This is a genomic window from Flavobacterium sp. Sr18 (assembly GCF_011064265.1).
Lineage (GTDB): Bacteria > Bacteroidota > Bacteroidia > Flavobacteriales > Flavobacteriaceae > Flavobacterium > Flavobacterium petrolei.
In genome coordinates, this window is record NZ_CP049329.1 from 545,993 (window position 1) to 566,297 (window position 20,305).

Genomic DNA, 20,305 nt, shown 5'->3' on the forward strand with positions numbered 1-20,305 from the left:
TATGATGGACTTATTTGGGAATTCTACTGATTGGACTGAAAAACTAAAACCTATCCTAACGAAATATAAAGGACAAAAACATCCGCTGGAGTACCATAATTTATACCAACTTATGGTTATGGTGGTACTTTCGGCTCAGGATTCTGATGCTAATATCAATAAAATTGCTCCTGCTTTATTTGATGCATATCCAAATATGGAAAGTTTAGCCGTTACTAATGAGGAAGCATTATTTCCGTATATTTCTGAAGTGAGGAATTTTGGAACCAAAGCAAAATGGCTTTTGGAAATAGCGAAAACAGTTCAAAATGATGCAAATATTCCACTGACAATGGAAGGTTTAGTTGCATTAAAAGGAATTGGAAGAAAATCAGCCAACGTAATTATGCGAGAAGCAAAAATTCTAGCAGAGGGAATTATAGCCGATTTACATGTTATCAGAGTTGCACCCAGAATTGGATTAATCTCAGAAACTAAAGACGGAATTAAAGCCGAAAAACAGTTGATGCAAGTGCTTCCAAAAGAAATCTGGGGCGAAATTGGGATGGCTATTTCATTTTTAGGAAGAGAAATTTGCCGCCCACAACCTAAATGTCCAGAATGTCCTATTAATTCGATTTGTCAGTATTATAAAAAAATAAAAGGGTAAAAAGTGAAGTACTTATTACCCTTTTAAAATATTTTTTTATAAAAAAGAAGGCTTAAAGTTAGGTTTTAAACGCTTTTTAGACGCTTGTTCATAAGCAAATCCTAATCCTATTAATTCACCTTCTGTATATGGTTTTCCAAAAAATGACAACCCAACAGGCAAATCATAAGCCAGTCCGCAAGGAACTGTAATATGCGGATAACCACTTGCCGCAGCTGGCGAAGTCAATGAATAACTGCCCCAACGATCGCCGTAAATCATATCAATACTGCATGACGGTCCCATAGTTATTCCGCAAATAGCATCTAATTTATTTGCTTTAAAAACAGCATTCAAAATACTTTTACTTCCTTCAAAACTCGCAGTCAATGCTTCTGTATATTTTTTATCATCAAGTCCTTTTTTTGCATTTGAACTCTCCAATGTCTCTTGTTTAAAATACGGCATTGCTTTATCTTCATTAGCGGTATTAAAATCAATGACTTCTTTTAAATTTTTCACTTTTGCATTGGCTGTAGCCAAGTAGCTATTCAATCCGTCTTTAAATTCATATTGCAAAACTTCAAATTCAGCCTGACCTGCAGCATTAATTTTATCTAAAAAATCGATTTCAACAATGGTAGCACCTTGCTTTTTGAGCAGGTTTATAGCATCAGTTAAAAGTGCGTTAATATATTTATTATTTCCCTGTGGTTTTTTCTCAACACCAATGCGTTTGCCTTTCAAAGCATTGGCATCTAAAAACGTTGTGTAATCCGTCTGTGATTTTCCTTTACTTTCGAGAGTTACTGAATCATCTTCGTCAATCGCCATTATTGCTGCTAGTAAAATAGCTGCATCAGTTACCGTTCTCGCCATTGGACCGGCCGTATCTTGCGTTTTTGATATTGGAATAATTCCTGTGCGGCTAACCAAACCTACTGTCGGTTTAATACCCACAATTCCATTTACCGATGCTGGACACACAATAGAACCGTCGGTTTCAGTTCCAACAGCAACTACACAAAGATTCGCTGAAACTGCAGCTCCTGATCCAGCACTTGAACCACATGGATTGTGATCTAAAATGTACGGATTTTTAGTCTGCCCACCTCTGCTGCTCCATCCGGAACACGACTGGGTCGAACGAAAATTAGCCCATTCACTTAAATTTGTTTTCCCAATGATTATAGCTCCGGCTTCTCTGAGCTTTTTTACCACAAAAGCATCTTTTGAAGCAATATTCCCTTCCATTGCAAGAGAACCAGCCGTTGTTTGCATTTTATCTGCAGTGTCTATATTGTCTTTTATTAAAACAGGAATTCCATGTAAAGGCCCTCTGATTTTGCCTGCCTTGAACTCTTTATCCATTGCAACTGCAATAGCAACTGCATCAGGATTAATTTCGATAACCGAATTCAATTGCGGTCCAGAAGCATCAATAGCTTCGATGCGTTTCAAGTACAACTGAACTAATTGTTCCGAAGTATATTTTCCAGAAGTTAATTTCTCCCTTAAACTCCCGATTGTTTCTTCGTCCAATTCAAAGGCTTCATTAGTCTCTTCGACTGATACTGTTTCTTCATCCTTTTTCTTTGTATTTGAAGTACAACCAGTAATCAAAAGTGTGGTTAAACCTGCTGAGGCAAGTGTTGCAGTGGTTAAAAAAGATCTTCTTTTCATAGGTTAAATCATTTATTTGGCTAAAAATTCGCATAATAATGCCCTAAATTAGTTTTTTTTCGCTAAAGACAAGACGCTGTTAATTGGAACAAATGTTAAAGTTTAGTTTGTGTGCTGAATGGAATAAAATTTAAAATTCCTTAACATAGAAAAACAAAACTAAAATGGAAATCAAAAATTGACAGATACCTATATAAATATAGCCTCTGTGATTTATTATTAAAAGTCTTCTCTGAATTACTTTTTAAAATATGCTAAAAATATTTACAACACAAACCAAATAGTTTCTTGGAATTATGTGTTCTCCTATTTTTTTTCACTTTTTCTGAAGTTTTCAAACATTAAATCAATAATATAGAAATTATTTTTTTAACAAGTTTATCCATGTAAATCACTTTATAAATACCGTTTAAATAACTGACTTTAAATAAAAATAGATGATTTCGTAAACGAGTATTTTTTAATGTCTTTTTTACTGCTGCCAAGTTTCTTATATTTGCTGACTTTTGCAATATGTAACGCTAAAATAGGCGAAACCTCAAACCATTGGTAACACAATTATTTTTTGTGATAATTTATTACAAAATATTGTCCCTGATTGCCTGAGTTTAGTTAGCAATCTAAATTTACAAATACAGAATATCGTTCTAAGGAACGCTTAAAATTATAACATATATGACAAATAATATTCTAATTGAAAATCAATATAAAAGAACCAGTTTATTTGAAAAAGAAAATGTAAACTATTTAGTTCGCATTTTAAAAAGATTCAATACCGTCCCAAAGATAAATAACATCAATATTATCACGTCGACTAGTGAGCCTACTGTTTTCAAAATTGTTCCCAATAAATCAATTATAATTGGTTCCTCCTTTTTGAACAAACCCATTTTAGCTTTAGTCTATTTAAGATATGGAATCGAATGGCAGCTATGGTACAAAGCTTTGAACGCCGAGAAAAAAGATGTTGTTTTATGTGATATTGCTGCTCTTGAAGTGATCAGAATATTCTATAATTTACTGCCAAAAAATGATAAAGAAAAATTAGAAAATCTTGATTATGTTCTAATTAATTTAATCAAAAATGATATTTATCTAAATGCTGAATCTTCATTACTAAACGAAGAGCTTCAGTCTTTTCATGGTATGAAAAATTCTAAAATTGAACTCAAAGAATCTTGGAAACCTATTGTCGAAAATCTTGCAAAACCTACAGAATACATGTTGATGTCTGGCGGTGATCTTAGATTGAATATCGACGAGATTCATTTGCTAAACAAATACGGATGTCGCCCATTCCCAAGACCTGATGCATTTACCTTTGCTTCGTCTACGGCATCGAGCGTTTCTAATTTTGCTTTTGATAAAACAGATAAAGTGAGAAGTATATTGATTAGAAATAGCTTGAAAAAAGGTTTTCAAGAAACTACGATCGAGTTTTCTGAATTGCTGAAAAATAACCTGAGACATATATTTAAATTAAATGAGGAATGTGAAATAATTTTTTCACCATCCGGTACTGATTCTTCACTTCAAATAGCAGCCATAACGCAAATTATTTCCGATAAAGAAATTACACATATTCTGGTTGCCTCTGATGAAACTGGTAGTGGTGTAGCTGCGGCATTAAAAGGATGTCATTTTGAAAATACTACTGCTTTAAATTATCCAATTAAAAAAGACACAAAAATTGAAGGTTTTAGAGATGTTGATTTAATTCAAATTCCTTTTAGAGATGAAAATGGCGCATTAAAATCTTCAGCTCAATTAGATCAGGAAGTATTTGATGCCGTTATTAAGACTAAAAATCAAGGCAGGCACATCGTATTACATACTATGGACCAATCAAAACTAGGGTATCAATCTCCTAGCGACGAATTTATTAAAAAACTAAATACACTTGAAGATTTATCAATTCAAATAATTGTAGATGGTTCACAGTTACGATTAGATCCAAAAGACATACAAAATTATTTAAATAAAGGATATATTGTTACCATAACGGGGAGTAAATTCTTCACTGGCCCTCCATACTGCGGTGCATTAATTTTACCTCAAAGTGTCAATAAATTAATTCAATCTGTAAAAAACACATTACCCAAAGGCTTAACCCAATATTATAATCGTTCTGATTGGCCGACTTCCTGGTTTTGTTCCACTGAATTATCTGACGGCTATAACTATGGTTCCTATATGCGCTGGAATGCTGCAGTGGTTGAAATGGACAGGTATTACAAAACACCTATTTTATATCGAAATATGGGTATTGAGATGTTTTGCAATTTTGTGGATGACTCCATAAAAGAAGCTACTTTTTTACAGCCTATTTATGGGGACGAAACTAAAACCAAGAGCTACAGCAGTAAAGAATTTGGAATAAGAAATATACGTACCATTTTTCCTTTCTTTATTTTTAAAAACAATGAAGTCTTATCTGTTGATAAAGTAAAGAAATTATACACTTTATTAAATTCTGATTTATCGGATCAGTTTGAAGGGTCCTCTTTAGAAATCATTCGTCTTGCTGCCCAAAAATGTCATATTGGTCAAGCAGTTAATGTAAAATATACTAATGAAATTGAAAGTGCTATTTTAAGAATTAGTTTGGGCGCCAGAGTTATTTCTGAAAGTTGGGTCAATAGAGATATTAGCCTCTTTTTTAGAAATATAGAATTACAAATGAGTCAGATCACAATCACTATTAAAAAAATTGAATTGATACTTAATAATCCTGAATTATTGGATTAAATAAAAAAGTATTCTTATTTAAACTCAATAAAAAAGTCCCATTCGCAAAAGCAGATGGGACTTTTTCATGTATAATTTTTAACTTATTTTATCATTTCAATTTTTTGAACTTCTTCTTCGTTGATGCTGTCAAAGAAACCTTGTTCGTTCATCCAATCATCGCTAAATACTTTACTCATGTAACGAGAACCATGATCAGGGAAAATTGCGATTACATTACTGTTGGCGTCAAATTCACCTTCTTCTGCATATTGTCTTATCGCTTGCATCACTGCTCCTGAAGTATATCCAACAAATAAACCTTCTTTTCTAGTGATTTCTCGGGCAGCATGAGCGCTTTCCTCATCCGTCACTTTCATGAACTTATCAATAATATCAAAATCCGTTGCAGATGGAATTAAATTTTTCCCCAGACCTTCTATTCTGTATGGATAAATTTCATCATTATCAAATTCTCTGGTTTCATGATATTTTTTCAATACTGAACCAAAAGCATCCACGCCAAGAATTCTAATATTTGGATTTTGTTCTTTTAGGTATTTTGCAGTTCCTGAAATAGTACCACCTGTACCACTACAAGCAATTAAGTGTGTAATTGCTCCGTTAGTTTGTTTCCAAATTTCCGGACCGGTAGACTTATAATGCGCATCAACATTCAACTCATTGAAATACTGATTAATATAAACAGAACCTTTAGTTTCTTCGTGCAAACGTTTGGCTACGTTATAATAAGAACGCTCATCATCAGCAGAAACATGCGCAGGACAAACGTACACTTTAGCACCTAAGCTGCGAAGCATATCTATTTTATCTTTAGATGATTTAGAACTAACGGCAAGAATGCAGTTGTAGCCTTTTATGATACTGACCATTGCTAAACTAAAACCAGTATTACCGGAAGTGGTTTCAATTATGGTATCACCCGGAGATAAAATACCTTTCTTTTCAGCTTCTTCAATTATGTATAATGCTATTCTATCTTTTGAGGAATGTCCTGGATTAAAAGCTTCTACTTTAGCGTAAAAATTTCCTTCTAAATTTTCAGTTACTTTATTTAGCTTAATAAGCGGAGTATTACCTATTAATTCTAAGACATTATTATAAGCTGTTATTTCTTTTTTCATAAAAAAATAGTTAGTCGTGGCAATTTTTCATTAAACACGAATGTTACAAATTTAACAAAAAAATCTGATTAGTTTTTAATTCCTTCTAAATCTAATAAGAAACTATATTCCTTTGCTAATTCCTTTAGAGCTTCAAATCGTCCTGAAGCACCACCGTGACCGGCATCCATATTCGTATTAAGATATAAAAAAGTATCATTTGTTTTTAGGGTTCGTAGCTTTGCAACCCACTTTGCAGGCTCCCAATACTGAACTTGAGAGTCATGAAGTCCGGTAGAAACAAACATATTAGGGTATTTTTGAGCCTTTACATTATCATAAGGCGAATACGACAACATATAATCATACGATTTTTTCTCGTTTGGATTTCCCCACTCGTCATATTCTCCAGTTGTAAGCGGAATAGTATCATCAAGCATCGTGGTAATTACATCTACAAAAGGGACTTGGGCAATTACTCCATTGTACAATTCCGGTGCCATATTGACTACTGCTCCCATTAATAATCCGCCTGCTGAACCGCCTTCGGCATATAAATGTTGTGGTGAAGTATATTTTTCCTGAATCAAAAACTTGGAACAGTCAATAAAATCAGTGAATGTGTTTTTCTTTTTCAATAATTTTCCGTCCTCATACCATTGTCTTCCTAAATCTTCGCCACCACGAATGTGCGCTATTGCAAAAACAAATCCTCGATCCAAAATCGACAAACGTGTCGATGAAAAATAAGCATCCATTGTCACTCCATACGAACCATAGGCATAAAGCAATACCGGATTATTCCCGTCTTTTTTCAATCCTTTGTGGTAAACCAATGAGATTGGCACTTTGGTTCCATCTGTTGCTGTAGCCCAAACACGCTCTTCGATATAATTATTTTTATCAAATTTGCCTCCTAGAACTTGTTGCTCTTTCTTGATTTCTTTCTCCTTGGTTTTCATATTAAAATCAATAACCGAAGATGGCGTGGCTAATGATTGGTAGCTGTAACGCAGAATATCAGTGTCAAAATCAACATTTGTCGTTGTGTAAGCGCTATATGTTTCGCTCCCAAAAGGCAAATAATACTCTCCTTCTCCACTCCAAGGCATAATACGAATGTGATTCAAACCATTAGAACGTTCTTCTACAACCAAATAGTTGCTGAAAATCTCAATATCTTCCAGTAAAACATCTTTTCTATGCGCGATTACATCTTTCCAATTTTCTTTTGCAGTAGCGTTCTCCGGCGTTTTCATCAACTTGAAGTTAGTCGCTTTGTCCTTATTGGTCATGATGTAAAAAGAATCACCAAAATGAGAAATACTATATTCTAATCCGCGAACCCTTGGTTGAAAAACGACAAATTCTCCGTCTGGATTATCCGAATTTAAAATTCTATATTCAGTAGTTAATGTACTTCCAGAACCTATTACAATGTATTTTTTTGATTTTTCTTTCCCTACAGAAACATTGAATGTATCATCTTTTTCATTGAAAACCAATACATCATCGGCAGCATCTGAGGCTAATTTATGTTTGAAAACTTTATCAGAACGCAACGTAACTTTGTCTTGTCTGATATAAAATATTGTTTTATTATCATTGGCCCAAACCGAACTTCCGGTAGCATTTTCAATCTTATCCGAAAGAATTTCTCCTGTTTCAAGATTTTTAATTTGTATTGTGTAAATACGTCTTCCCACAGTATCAATACCAAAACTCGCAAATTTATTATCTGGACTCACACTCAAACCACCTAATTGAAAGTAGGTTTGCCCTTTGGCCAAGTCATTACAGTTGAATAAAATTTCCTCATTAGCGGTAAGACTTCCTTTTTTTCGAGAATAAATAGGATAATCTTTTCCGGTTTCAAAACGCGTAATGTAATAATAACCATTGTATAAATAAGGAACCGATTGGTCGTCTTCCTTGATGCGGGCTTTCATTTCTTCGTATAATTCTTTCTGAAAACCTTTCGTATCCGCAGTCATAGCGTCATAATAAGTATTTTCCTGATTCAAATAATCGATTACTTCAGGATTCTCTCTGTCGTTTAACCAAAAATAATTATCAACACGTTTTTGATTGTGTTTTTCTAAAGTTTTTGGAATTATTTTAGCTATTGGAGTTGGAATATTTTTTGACATTTTTTGTGCTTTAATTTTAGTATTTGATGCTGCAAAAATAACACAAAGACAACTGAGGATGAGTTTATTTTTCATGAATATTTTATTGATTATGACTATGCAATATAGTAATTTTGTAAATCAAATTAATTTAAAAAATTAAAACATGGATTTAATGGGAATGATGGGCAAACTTAAAGAGACCCAACAAAAGATAGAAGACACAAAAAAACGTTTAGATACTGTTCTAATTGACGAGCAAAGTACCGATACTTTATTAAAAGTTACTTTGACTGCTAACAGAACTATAAAATCAATCACCATTGACGACACTTTATTAGAAGATAAAGATCAACTGGAAGATTATTTAATTTTAGTATTGAATAAAGCGATTGAAAAAGCGACAAATGTGAATCAGAACGAACTGGATGCCGTTACTAAAATGGATATGCCAATGATTCCCGGAATGGAAGATTTGTTTAAGTAATTATGAATTATAAAGTATGAATTATGAGTTTTGACAACTTGAAAAACTCATAATTCATAACTCATAACTTTTTTAAACCAATTTTTGCAACGTTTCCAAAACATACGTGTGCATTACTTCTTTATAATCAAGATGCGTAACGATTCGCAGTTTTCCATGACCCATCGAACTGATTAAAATATTTTTTTGTTTCAACAATTCAATTAAATTCTTCTCTATACAATTTGGAACCAGTGTGAATATCAAAATATTAGTTTCAACAGGCTCTACTGATGCAACCCAGCTTAAGTTTTTCAAAACTTCTCCAATTTCTTTAGCTCTTCGGTGATCTTCAGCAAGACGTTCTACATTATTATCTAGAGCATAAATTCCGGCTGCCGCCAAATATCCTACCTGACGCATTCCGCCACCTAATATTTTTCGGATACGCAACGCTCTGTGAATAGTAGCTTTATCAGCTAACAATACCGAACCAATTGGTGCTCCCAAACCTTTTGACAAACAAACTGAAATGGTATCAAATAATTTCCCAAATGCTTTTGGATCTTGATTTTTGGCTACCAAAGCATTCCAGATTCGGGCACCATCCATGTGAAATTTCAAATTGTTGGCATCACAAACCATCTTTATTTTTTGCAAATCTTCCAGTTCATAACAAGCACCACCGCCTTTATTGGTTGTATTTTCCACACAAACTAAACTCGTTAACGGACTGTGGTAAAATTCCGGATCATTGATCGCTCCAGCCACTTGTTCCGCAGTTATCATTCCTCGATTTCCATCTAACAAACAACACGAAACACCACTGTTAAAGGAAACTCCACCGCCTTCGTAATGATAAACATGCGCATATTTGTCGGCAATCAATTGTTCTCCAGGCTGTGTATGTAGTTTTATCGCCGTTTGATTGGCCATAGTTCCTGAAGGAAAGAAAAGTCCCGCTTCCATTCCGAACATTTCTGCAACCTTAGCTTCAAGTTCAATAACCGTAGGATCTTGTTTGTAAACGTCATCACCTACTACGGCATTCAACATGTGAACCAACATTTCGCGTGAAGGTTTTGTAATCGTATCGCTAACTAAATTTATTTCCATATTATTTTTTTATTTTTGATAAGGACAAATCACGACTTGCCCCTGCGTAAAATTTTTCTATTTTTGTGCCACAAATTTACACAATACCGTTTGTTAATTCCAACTAGTTCCGTTAAAACTAAACTAATTGTAGTACACAACGGCATTTTTGATAAATATTGAAAACAGACCTATCAAATTAATATAATTTTATGACAACTACCGAACAAATTAAAGGTATTGTAGAGCGCCTTGGTGCGTTGAGGAGGTATCTTTGACGTTGATGCCAAGCTAATTGAGATTTCGAACGAAGAAGAGAAAACTTTTGCGCCTGACTTTTGGAACAATGCCAAAGATGCTGAACTCATTGTAAAAAATCTCCGAAACAAGAAAAAGTGGATTGAAGACTACAATAAAGCAGTCGAAATGACTGAAGAATTGCAACTCGCCTATGATTTTTATAAAGAAGGTGAACTAACCGGAGAAGAATTAGACGAACATTACATCGCTACTCAAGCACATATAGAAGCCATCGAATTCAAGAACATGCTTTCGGACGAAGGTGATACATTGAGTGCCGTGGTACAAATAACTGCTGGTGCCGGTGGAACCGAAAGTTGTGACTGGGCCGAAATGCTGATGCGCATGTACATGATGTGGGGCGAAAAATATGGCTATAAAATCAAAGAACTGAATTTCCAAAAAGGAGAAGCAGCAGGTATAAAAACTGTAACCCTTGAATTTGAAGGTGATTATTCTTTTGGCTATCTAAAGGGAGAAAATGGAGTACATCGATTGGTTCGAATCTCACCGTTTGACAGCAATGCCAAACGTCATACTTCATTCGCTTCAGTATATGTTTATCCACTTGTAGATGACAGTATAGAAATTGAGATAAACCCTGCTGATATCGAGATTACGACTTCGAGATCCAGCGGTGCGGGAGGACAAAATGTAAATAAGGTGGAAACCAAAGTGCAATTGTTTCATAAACCAACCGGAATTCAAATACAATGCTCTGAAACACGTTCCCAGCAAGACAACAGACAACGTGCCATGCAAATGTTACGATCGCAATTATACGAAATTGAGTTAAAAAAGAAACAGGCACAACGCGCGGATATTGAAGCAGGAAAAATGAAAATAGAATGGGGTTCCCAAATCAGGAATTATGTAATGCAACCTTATAAATTGGTCAAAGATGTTCGTACCGGATATGAAACCAGTAATGTTGATGGTGTTATGAACGGAGAAATTGATGAATTTCTGAAAGCCTATTTAATGATGATGGGGCAAAAAGAAGAAGAATAAGATATTATTATAAGCACGATTTATAAATTTTCACAATGCTCTCATAAATATTACCCCCTAAACATCATATTATCGATGAATTTAAGGGGTTTTATTTTTAACCAAAGTAAACATTTATTTTTAATTCAAAAAAACATTTGCAATTTCAACGTTAAATGATTTTATTTGAAAACGATAACAAAACTAATTCCTATATACTCCATGAAATCTTATTCAATTGAAGAAGTAAACGATATTCTTAAGGGCACTATCGTAGGAAGCATAACGCAAAAAATTACGGCTCCTGAACAACTTGAAGCCGCTAATGAATCTGAAATTTCATTTATTGGAAACAAGAAATATGAAAAACTATGGGCTTCATCTAATGCTTCTGTTGCCGTTGTTAATGAAGACATATCGATACAACCTGGCGAAAATAGAGCTTTTATAAAAGTAAAAAATGCTGATTTGGCAATGTCACAAGTATTAGAACTTTTTGCTCCTCCTACACCATTATTCAATATTGACATTCATCCAACTGCAATAATAGACGAAACAGCAACTATTTGCAATGGAGTCAGAATTGGTGCTGGATCTTATATTGGACCAAAAGTTGTCATTGGTGACAACACAACAATCTATCCTAACGTGACCATTCTAGATGAATGCACCATTGGAAAAAATACGGTTATCTGGTCAGGAACTGTAATCAGAGAACGTTGCCATATAGGAAACGACTGTATTTTACATCCCAATGCAACAATTGGAGCTGATGGCTTTGGTTTTCGTCCTGATCCACAAAGAGGTTTGGTAAAAATTCCACAAATTGGAAATGTAATTATAGGTAATAATGTAGAAATTGGCGCCAATACATGCGTTGATAGAGGGAAATTCAGTTCTACCATTTTAGGTGACGGTTGCAAAATTGATAATTTAGTCCAAATAGGTCATAACAGTAAATTAGGTAAGTTTTGTATTATGGCTGGAAACAGTGGACTGGCAGGATCCGTAACTTTAGGTAACGGCGTAATCATTGGTGGAAGCGCATCTATAAAAGACCATACCACTATTGGTGACGGAGCTATTGTAGGTGCCGGTTCAGGTGTTACAGGAGATATTCCAGCGGGAAAAACCATGTTAGGATATCCGGCTGTAGAAGCCCGAGATGCATTGAAACAATGGGCAATTTTGAAAAGACTCGTAAATGAATCTAAAAAATAATTACTAGCTTTTTTATTGAATTCACAAAAAAACAGAAGTTCGCTTCTGTTTTTTTGTTTTAATAGTAAACAAATATTCGATTTTCATTATTTACACTTTAAAATAATAAAATTTATTTAGTTGGATTTTGTATTTTAGCGCAAACTTTTTTAACATTATTTCATCATGGATTTGAACTTCAACAAAAACGAAGACCACAATAAACTTTTACTTTCCGCTTTGCGTCAAAAATTGAGCGTAGTTAAAATGGGAGGCGGTGAAAAACGCATCCAGAAATTACACGGAGAAGGCAAAATGACTGCACGCGAACGTATCGATTATTTATTGGATCCGAAGGCGAAATGTATAGAAATTGGAGCGTTTGTTGGTGAAGGAATGTATGCGGAACACGGCGGCTGTCCATCAGGAGGTGTTGTGGTAAAAATAGGGTACATTAGAGGGAAACAATGTATTGTTGTGGCTAATGACGCTACCGTGAAAGCAGGTGCCTGGTTTCCTATCACCGCAAAGAAAAACTTACGCGCGCAAGAAATTGCAATGGAAAATAGATTGCCAATCATTTATTTAGTGGATAGTGCAGGAGTTTACTTGCCATTGCAGGACGAAATTTTCCCTGATAAAGAACATTTCGGACGTATTTTTAGAAATAATGCCCTGATGAGCAGTATGGGAATAACTCAAATTTCTGCTGTAATGGGAAGTTGCGTTGCCGGAGGTGCTTATTTACCAATTATGAGCGACGAAGCCATGATTGTAGATAAAACGGGAAGTATTTTCTTAGCAGGAAGTTATTTAGTGAAAGCTGCTATTGGCGAAAGCATCGATAATGAAACATTGGGAGGAGCAACAACCCATTGTGAGATTTCGGGCGTTACGGATTACAAAGCCAAAGATGATAAAGATGCATTAGATAAAATTAAAAATATAGTCGACAAAATAGGTGATTTTGACAAAGCAGGTTTCAGCCGAATTAAAGCTGAAAAACCGGCTTTAGACGAAAATGAAATCTATGGCGTTTTGCCAAAAGCCAGAAATGAGCAGTACGACATGATGGAAATCATCAATCGTTTAGTTGATAATTCTGAATTTGAAGCCTACAAAGATGGTTACGGTCAAACCATTATTACCGGTTATGCCAGAATTGACGGTTGGGCAGTAGGAATTGTGGCTAATCAACGAAAAGTAGTGAAAACTAAAAATGGCGAAATGCAGTTTGGTGGTGTAATCTACTCTGATAGTGCGGATAAAGCCACGCGTTTCATTGCCAATTGCAACCAGAAAAAAATCCCTTTAGTGTTCATACAAGATGTAACCGGATTCATGGTTGGATCTAAATCTGAACATGGCGGAATCATAAAAGACGGTGCCAAAATGGTAAACGCCGTTTCAAATTCGGTTGTACCAAAGTTTACAGTCATTGTAGGCAATTCATACGGAGCAGGAAATTATGCAATGTGCGGCAAAGCGTATGACCCAAGATTAATTTTTGCCTGGCCAAGTGCTGAATTAGCCGTTATGGGCGGAACGCAGGCTGCAAAAGTATTGGCACAAATAGAAGCTTCATCGCTTAAAGCAAAAGGTGAAGTCGTAGATGAAATCAAAGAAAAAGAGTTGTTTGATAAAATAAAAGCGAGATATGACGAACAAGTTTCTCCTTATTATGCTGCATCACGTTTATGGACAGATGCGATTATCGATCCAAAAGACACCAGAACTTGGATATCTATGGGAATTGAAGCGGCAAACCACTCGCCAATTGAGAAAAAATTTAATTTAGGAGTCATTCAAGTTTAGTACTGATTTTCAAATACTTATACTAATGTTTTGTATATTTATGGCTGTTTTACTCCTGCTTCGTGGCAGTTGTAAAATAGCCTCATTTGTTATACGATATTTAAAAAATCTTAACCTAATTCATTTTATTAATTTAAACTTGAATAAGAAATGAAAAAGATTTTGGTTTTACTATTTAGTATAATGCTACTAATAGGCCATTCAATTTGTGCACAAAACAAATTAGGCAATGCTGGTACTCAAAAAGAAAAGAAACCTATTTATTTTGAATCAGGACTCAATGCATCTTTGCCGGTTCATATCATGATGTATCGGACTCACCGACTGGCGATTGGTTTGAATGCGAGAGCTGGGAAATTGATTTCAAAGAAAATAGAGTTAGGACTCCGATTTGATTATGATTATCGGTTCATCCGAAAAAACACCCGAATTCTAACCCCTGAAAGTACACTTCAAGAAAGGGCCAGTCATAATAACTTTAGCCTCTTTAGTCTCAAACCTAATATTCAATTCAATATGAATTCGCATTGGTTTTGGGGTGCAGAAACGGGAGTGGGATATGTTTTATCTGATGAAGACAGAAAAATAGGAATGGGTTTTGTTTCAGAATATGCCAGTGATCAACAATTTGGTATATGTTCCGGATTGTATGTGGGTCGGTATTTCATAATTAGCCCTAATAAAAATAAATTTGGAGTTTCCATGAATTTAACCCAATTTCTGGCGCTTGGACATGCTGAAAATAGTTTAGGTTTGAAATTCAATTACCGATTTATAAACTGATTTTCATTAAAAAAAGTATCAAATTCAAAAGTGTCTTTTAGAAAAGATTATTTTTGAATTTGATACTTATACTAATTTATATACCCTCCAGTATTTCTTTTCTTTTGAGCTTACCATTTTCGGTTTCGGAAAATTTTGCTACATAAAATACTTCTTTTGGTTTTTCATATTTATCTAAACCATCAAAAATACTATCCTCTAAAGTTTGATCTTCACCTTCGATTACTAAAACTAATTTTTCGCCTAAATCAACATCATGTATTCCAGTTACAAAAAATCTGGATTGAATCTTTGCAGACAATTTCTCCTCAATTTTCTCAGGGATTAATTTAATCCCACCGCTGTTGATTACATTATCTATTCTTCCTAAAAAAGCAAATTGATTCTCACCAACTAATTCCACTAAATCATTCGTAACAATAGATTCTTCTGAAATTTTAGGTGCATCAATCACCAGACAATTTCTGTCATCTTTGGCAATTTTTATGTTAGGTAAAACTGAAAATGCCTTCTCTCCTATTTTTTTAGCTGCAATATGCGTGATAGTTTCAGTCATACCGTAGGTTTCATACACCTGTGTTTTCAATTTAGAAAGTTCTTTTTCTAAACCATTGTTCATTTTTGCTCCGCCAATAATCATCTTCTTCACATTATTTAATACTGCTAAAGAGTTTTGGGCTTGCAAAGGAACCATAGCTGCAAAATCATATTTAGTGTCATTTTTCAACATTGGATGCGAACTTGGCGCCACAAAATCGATATCAAGACCAAGAATAAAGCTTCTAACAAACATCATCTTTCCAGCGATGTATTTCGTTGGCAAACAGTGTAATGCTCTATCGCCCGGTTGTAAATCAAAAAAATCACCAGTAGCAATCGCTGAATTGACCATTGCTTGTTTCTCAATTCGGATTATTTTTGGCGTTCCCGTAGTCCCGGATGTATTGAGTTCCAAGTAGGATTTATTGTCAAACCAATCAAGTATGAAGTCTCCAACAGACTTTTCATATTCATCACCTTCTTTGATAAAACTATACGCAACTCGACATAAATCATTTCGATTTAGGTGAAATCCGTTCAATTTAAACAGATTATGAACATTCTGATAAGTTATTGTATTGGTCATGAGCGAGTATTTTTTTAAATTATTTAATGCTTAAATCAACTAGATATTGCCGCTTAATTTTTCTTTCCAGTTCGTCCAGTTGTATTTTTTACTAAAGATAAATAAAAGTATCGGGTAAATTATGACAACTGGTAAAATTACATCTAATCCTGCTGAAGGATCTGAAATATCTTTAAAAATAGAATGCGTTTGAAAAGCAGACCAATCCGAAGTGATTAACAATGCACCAACTAAATTATTAGCTGCATGAAAGCCCAAAGCCAATTCCATTCCCTCATCCATAAGCGTTATAATTCCCAGAAACAATCCAGTCCCAATGTAATAAACCAGAACAATTGGACCAATCTTAGTTACTTCTGGATTAAACCAATGCATGCCCCCAAAAATAAGTGAAGTCATCAGTAACGGAAACCATTTGTTTTTAGCAAGATTCGCAAATCCCTGCATCAAATAGCCTCTGAAAATATATTCTTCAGAACTGGTTTGAATAGGAATAAGTACTATCCCGATTATTGCCAAAATAGCAAATGGAACAGGTTTAAAGTTGATGACAAAATCACTTGGAGAATAATAATAAAATAACAATGTCGATACAATAGTTATTGCTGCCCAAATCAAAAATGAAAACACGATTCGGTTCCAATCTACTTTCGCTCTTGAAGTGGTTACAGAAAGTACCGTTTGATGGTGCAAATAGCGGATGACCAAAATGATTCCAAGCATAATAAATACAAACGAAATCATGATTAAAAACAAAGTGAAATTAGGTTCAAAAAAACGCATGATTGCCTCATTGCTTGAAGGATAAGGTTTTCCATTTGCAAATGTCTCAAAAAGCAAAGCCATCAGGAGTGGCAACTGACCCAGAAATGAAGCGAAAATAATTAGTAGAGAGCCCACAATATACTTCCAAAACTTATTTTCTGATTTAAAACCTTGTTCTATAAACATGTATTTTTAGTTTAATATTTTTACCTAATTACTATAACAAATGTTATTTTTGCTACACTTAATATACTTTTCAATCCTTACTTACTTTCATTAAAATATGATACAAATATACCATAATTCACGCTGTGGAAAATCAAGAAATTGTTTAGCACTTCTAGAAAATTCTAAAAAAGAGTTCGAAGTTATTAATTATCTGACCAACCCGCCATCTTTTGAAGAATTATCCTCCATCCTTCAAAAACTGAACAAAAAACCTATTGAATTAGTTCGCCAAAAAGAAAAAATTTGGATTGAAATTTTTAGAGATAAAAAAATGAATTCAGAAGAAATCATCCAAGCAATGGTCGATAACTCAATTCTTATAGAAAGACCCATTGTTGTTATTGGGGAATCGGCGATTATTGGACGTGACTTAGAGAAAATAGAATCGTTTATATTATGAAAATTCGCATGTTTTAATTAACATTTATTTGTGATTTATAGTATTAAACCAAATCTTACTTTTGCAATCTAAATGCCATAACCTAAGTTTTTTTAAAATGAAAAAAATAAAATCCGTATTAATTCTTGTTCTCTTTTTAACAACCTTATTCAGTTTTGCCCAACAAGGTCCTGCTGTTCCAAAAATCAAAATTACCGGAAAGGTAGTAGAAAAAATAAGCAAACAACCACTTGAATACGCAACAATTACTTTCTCAGTGCCTAATAATCCAAAACCAGTAGCCGGTGGAATTACAAACGCGACTGGAGAATTTGATATTGAAGTAAACCCCGGTATTTATGACATAAAAATCGAGTTTATATCATTTAAATTAAGCGAGTTTAAAGTAAAAAATCTTCAAAAAACTACCAGTTTAGGTTTAATCAGTTTAGAGGAAGATGCTAATCAATTGAATGAGGTTATCATTCGTTCCGAAAAAACGACAGTTGAAATAAAATTAGATAAAAAAGTATATAATGTAGGTAGTGACCTCATGGTAAAAGGAGGAACTGTAAGTGATGTTTTAGACAACATTCCTTCTGTTGCTGTTGATGTTGAAGGAAACATAAGCCTTCGTGGAAATGAAAATGTAAGAGTTCTTATTGATGGCAGACCTTCAAATGCTATTAATATTGCTGAAGCATTGCGATTGATTCCTGCTGATGCGATTGAAAAAGTTGAAGTAATCACTAATCCATCGGCACGATATGATGCCGAAGGTGGTGGAGGATTACTGAATATTATATTAAAAAAGGGGAAAAACCAAGGTTTAAACGGAACAATCATTGCATCTGCCGGATATCCTGAAAATTATGGTTTAAGCGGAACCTTAAATTATAAATCAAAGAACTTCAATCTTTTTACAACACAGGGATACAATGACCGCAGTAATCCTGGAAATGCATTTACAGATTCAAGATATTTAAATGCTGATAATACAACTCGAAATTATGTAAACGAAACTAGAGAAAACGAAAGAGACAGCAAAGGTTACAATGGAAACTTTGGAATGGAATGGTATTTAAGTGAAAGCCTTTCTTGGACTAACACTTTCAACTACCGAAAAAGTAATGGTAACAATGTGGATAACGTTTTCCAAAATAATTATGATGCCGGTTTTAATTATGACTACACTCGTAACCGTATCAATTTAGAAAATAGCGACAGTGAAAACGTAGAATTTGCAACTAATTTTACTAAGAAATTTAAAAAAGACGGTCATAAATTAACAATTGACGGTTCGTTCTCTACAAATGATGACATTAATGACGCTTTAATTACAGACACAGCAACAAATACAAGTGTAGTAAAATTTGACAATACTATCAACAATCAAACTCAAAGCAGAAATTTACTTCAAATGGACTATGTTTTACCTTTTGGAAAAGGAAGTCAATTTGAAGCAGGTTACCGTGGTGATTTCTCGGAATTACTTACAGATTACAGAGTTGATAATGATGGCGTAATCAACGAAAATTTCACGAATACATTAGAATACAAAGAAAAAGTAAATGCACTTTACACGCAATACGGAGTGAAAATCAATAAACTTTCAGCTTTATTTGGATTGCGTTTTGAAGATTCCAATATTGAAATCAATCAATTAGCGACTAACGATTTCAATACTAAAAAGTACAATAACTTTTTTCCAAGTGCGTTTTTCACTTACGAAATCTCAGATAAAAGTAGCGCTTCTGTAAGTTACAGCCGAAGAATTCAAAGACCAAGAGGAAGAATGTTGAATCCGTTCAGCAACTTGTCAAGTAACATCAATATTTTTGTTGGAAATCCAGATTTAGATCCAGCGTTTTCAGATGCTATTGATTTTGGTTACATTAAAAGATGGGAGAAACTAACATTCAATACTTCATTATACGTTAATAAAACAACTGATGTATTCCAATTTGCAAGAAGAGAATCAGGTGATTTTGTAAACGGAATTCCTATTATTATTAGTTCTCCAATCAACTTGGCAACTGAATATAGAACAGGATTTGAATTCACATTAAACTATTCTCCTTTCAAATGGTGGAAATTAAACAGTAATTTCAATTTCTTCAGAAACGAAACTCAAGGAGATTTTACTTATACTGATTTTAACAATATTGAAATTGTACAAAATTTTGATAACATCGCAACTTCATGGTCTACAAGACTAACTTCAAAAATCACACTGCCTTACAAAATTGACTGGCAGACTAATGCAACGTATAACGGTCCTCAAAATAATGCTCAAGGAAGAAGCTTAGGAATTTTTGCTGCAAATATAGCATTCAGTAAAGATGTTCTAAAAGACAAAGGAACACTTTCATTCAACGTGAGTGATGTTTTCAATTCAAGAAAAAGAATGATGGAAGCTAACCTTCCGGGAATTGTTGATTCTTACAGCGAAATGCAATGGAGAGAAAGACAATTTAATTTATCGTTTACTTATCGTTTTAACAAACCTAAAAACGAAAGAGAACAACCTAAACGAAATCAAGGTGATAATGAAGGTGATTATCAAGGATAACAAAATTAAGGACTCATGAAAATGGGTCCTTTTTTTATAAATCATTTTTTTATTTTCAGATTATCTAACCCTTTTAGATAATCCACAACTTTTGAACTTGGTCCAATTTTTTGCTCTTTCCCGGTTTTTGAGATTTGATACTTTAACATCTATAAATAGCAAAAAAAACATTGATAAATATAAATTTAAAATGAGAGTTTAAATAGAGAAGCAATAACATCAGTATTTCAAAATAAAACTAAATACCGGCGAAAAGATAGTAATCAATTTACAAAAGAACTTGAAGAGACAAATA

At 33.9% G+C, this 20,305-nt stretch carries 15 protein-coding genes; 9 read left to right on the forward strand and 6 right to left on the reverse strand.

What is annotated here, in order from left to right; all coding sequences use genetic code 11:
• Window position 1: 1 nt before the first annotated feature.
• Entirely contained in the window at window positions 2-649 is a 648-nt protein-coding gene (locus G7A72_RS02495) for an endonuclease III (RefSeq protein WP_241258566.1), read from the forward strand.
• Window positions 650-685: 36 nt separating this feature from the next.
• Here the strand turns inward: G7A72_RS02495 and G7A72_RS02500 are convergent, their stop codons facing one another.
• Window positions 686-2,311 carry an amidase gene (locus G7A72_RS02500; RefSeq protein WP_165151300.1) on the reverse strand — a complete coding sequence of 542 codons (1,626 nt, stop codon included), beginning with the start codon at window positions 2,309-2,311 and terminating at the stop codon, window positions 686-688.
• 675 nt (window positions 2,312-2,986) lie between these two features.
• Between G7A72_RS02500 and G7A72_RS02505 the strand changes: the two genes are divergently transcribed.
• On the forward strand, window positions 2,987-5,059 hold the full coding sequence (locus G7A72_RS02505) for a hypothetical protein (RefSeq protein ID WP_165151301.1): 2,073 nt from the start codon (window positions 2,987-2,989) through the stop codon (window positions 5,057-5,059).
• An 83-nt stretch (window positions 5,060-5,142) separates the two neighbouring features.
• Here G7A72_RS02505 and G7A72_RS02510 read toward each other — a convergent pair whose 3' ends face one another.
• Complete coding sequence (locus G7A72_RS02510) at window positions 5,143-6,183, reverse strand: PLP-dependent cysteine synthase family protein (RefSeq protein ID WP_113635574.1); 1,041 nt, start codon at window positions 6,181-6,183, stop codon at window positions 5,143-5,145.
• A 68-nt stretch (window positions 6,184-6,251) separates the two neighbouring features.
• Entirely contained in the window at window positions 6,252-8,312 is a 2,061-nt protein-coding gene (locus tag G7A72_RS02515; RefSeq protein ID WP_371807556.1) for a S9 family peptidase, read from the reverse strand.
• Between the two features lie 145 nt (window positions 8,313-8,457).
• Between G7A72_RS02515 and G7A72_RS02520 the strand changes: the two genes are divergently transcribed.
• Window positions 8,458-8,778: a YbaB/EbfC family nucleoid-associated protein gene (locus tag G7A72_RS02520; RefSeq protein ID WP_113665668.1), complete on the forward strand. Its 321-nt coding sequence runs from the start codon at window positions 8,458-8,460 to the stop codon at window positions 8,776-8,778.
• A 72-nt stretch (window positions 8,779-8,850) separates the two neighbouring features.
• On the opposite strand, the gene G7A72_RS02525 is transcribed toward G7A72_RS02520, so the two are convergent.
• Complete coding sequence (locus G7A72_RS02525) at window positions 8,851-9,873, reverse strand: low specificity L-threonine aldolase (protein WP_165151302.1); 1,023 nt, start codon at window positions 9,871-9,873, stop codon at window positions 8,851-8,853.
• 191 nt (window positions 9,874-10,064) lie between these two features.
• Between G7A72_RS02525 and prfB the strand changes: the two genes are divergently transcribed.
• The 4 genes from prfB (at window position 10,065) to G7A72_RS02545 (ending at window position 14,940) form a co-directional block, all read left to right on the forward strand.
• Window positions 10,065-11,163 (forward strand): peptide chain release factor 2 gene (prfB, locus tag G7A72_RS02530; RefSeq protein ID WP_113665666.1). Its coding sequence is split into 2 segments (ribosomal slippage): window positions 10,065-10,127 and window positions 10,129-11,163, totalling 1,098 coding nucleotides; the frame shifts between segments, so codons are not numbered across the junction.
• Window positions 11,164-11,364: 201 nt separating this feature from the next.
• Window positions 11,365-12,363: a UDP-3-O-(3-hydroxymyristoyl)glucosamine N-acyltransferase gene (lpxD, locus tag G7A72_RS02535; RefSeq protein WP_165153596.1), complete on the forward strand. Its 999-nt coding sequence runs from the start codon at window positions 11,365-11,367 to the stop codon at window positions 12,361-12,363.
• Between the two features lie 165 nt (window positions 12,364-12,528).
• A complete protein-coding gene (locus G7A72_RS02540; protein ID WP_113665664.1) occupies window positions 12,529-14,157 on the forward strand; it encodes an acyl-CoA carboxylase subunit beta in 1,629 nt (542 codons plus the stop codon).
• Between the two features lie 150 nt (window positions 14,158-14,307).
• On the forward strand, window positions 14,308-14,940 hold the full coding sequence (locus tag G7A72_RS02545; protein ID WP_165151303.1) for a hypothetical protein: 633 nt from the start codon (window positions 14,308-14,310) through the stop codon (window positions 14,938-14,940).
• A 76-nt stretch (window positions 14,941-15,016) separates the two neighbouring features.
• On the opposite strand, the gene G7A72_RS02550 is transcribed toward G7A72_RS02545, so the two are convergent.
• Complete coding sequence (locus tag G7A72_RS02550) at window positions 15,017-16,066, reverse strand: AMP-binding protein (protein WP_165151304.1); 1,050 nt, start codon at window positions 16,064-16,066, stop codon at window positions 15,017-15,019.
• 39 nt (window positions 16,067-16,105) lie between these two features.
• A complete protein-coding gene (locus G7A72_RS02555) occupies window positions 16,106-17,017 on the reverse strand; it encodes a CPBP family intramembrane glutamic endopeptidase (RefSeq protein WP_165151305.1) in 912 nt (303 codons plus the stop codon).
• Window positions 17,018-17,114: 97 nt separating this feature from the next.
• Between G7A72_RS02555 and G7A72_RS02560 the strand changes: the two genes are divergently transcribed.
• Both G7A72_RS02560 and G7A72_RS02565 read left to right on the forward strand, forming a co-directional pair.
• Window positions 17,115-17,459, forward strand: coding sequence for an ArsC/Spx/MgsR family protein (locus G7A72_RS02560; protein ID WP_165151306.1), 345 nt, complete (start codon window positions 17,115-17,117; stop codon window positions 17,457-17,459).
• Window positions 17,460-17,556: 97 nt separating this feature from the next.
• Window positions 17,557-20,010 (forward strand): TonB-dependent receptor domain-containing protein, encoded by a 2,454-nt coding sequence (locus G7A72_RS02565; RefSeq protein WP_165151307.1) that lies wholly within the window; start codon window positions 17,557-17,559, stop codon window positions 20,008-20,010.
• Window positions 20,011-20,305 lie beyond the last annotated feature (295 nt).

Excerpts from the sequence above, each read along its gene's own strand:
- G7A72_RS02510 (WP_113635574.1), bottom strand. The coding sequence starts at position 6,183 with ATGAAAAAAGAAATAACAGCTTATAATAATGTCTTAGAATTAATAGGT.
- G7A72_RS02520 (WP_113665668.1), top strand. The coding sequence starts at position 8,458 with ATGGATTTAATGGGAATGATGGGCAAACTTAAAGAGACCCAACAAAAG.
- G7A72_RS02525 (WP_165151302.1), bottom strand. The coding sequence starts at position 9,873 with ATGGAAATAAATTTAGTTAGCGATACGATTACAAAACCTTCACGCGAA.
- G7A72_RS02515 (WP_371807556.1), bottom strand. The coding sequence starts at position 8,312 with ATGTCAAAAAATATTCCAACTCCAATAGCTAAAATAATTCCAAAAACT.
- lpxD (WP_165153596.1), top strand. The coding sequence starts at position 11,365 with ATGAAATCTTATTCAATTGAAGAAGTAAACGATATTCTTAAGGGCACT.
- G7A72_RS02495 (WP_241258566.1), top strand. The coding sequence starts at position 2 with ATGATGGACTTATTTGGGAATTCTACTGATTGGACTGAAAAACTAAAA.
- G7A72_RS02550 (WP_165151304.1), bottom strand. The coding sequence starts at position 16,066 with ATGACCAATACAATAACTTATCAGAATGTTCATAATCTGTTTAAATTG.
- G7A72_RS02540 (WP_113665664.1), top strand. The coding sequence starts at position 12,529 with ATGGATTTGAACTTCAACAAAAACGAAGACCACAATAAACTTTTACTT.
- G7A72_RS02555 (WP_165151305.1), bottom strand. The coding sequence starts at position 17,017 with ATGTTTATAGAACAAGGTTTTAAATCAGAAAATAAGTTTTGGAAGTAT.
- G7A72_RS02560 (WP_165151306.1), top strand. The coding sequence starts at position 17,115 with ATGATACAAATATACCATAATTCACGCTGTGGAAAATCAAGAAATTGT.
- G7A72_RS02565 (WP_165151307.1), top strand. The coding sequence starts at position 17,557 with ATGAAAAAAATAAAATCCGTATTAATTCTTGTTCTCTTTTTAACAACC.
- G7A72_RS02545 (WP_165151303.1), top strand. The coding sequence starts at position 14,308 with ATGAAAAAGATTTTGGTTTTACTATTTAGTATAATGCTACTAATAGGC.
- G7A72_RS02505 (WP_165151301.1), top strand. The coding sequence starts at position 2,987 with ATGACAAATAATATTCTAATTGAAAATCAATATAAAAGAACCAGTTTA.
- G7A72_RS02500 (WP_165151300.1), bottom strand. The coding sequence starts at position 2,311 with ATGAAAAGAAGATCTTTTTTAACCACTGCAACACTTGCCTCAGCAGGT.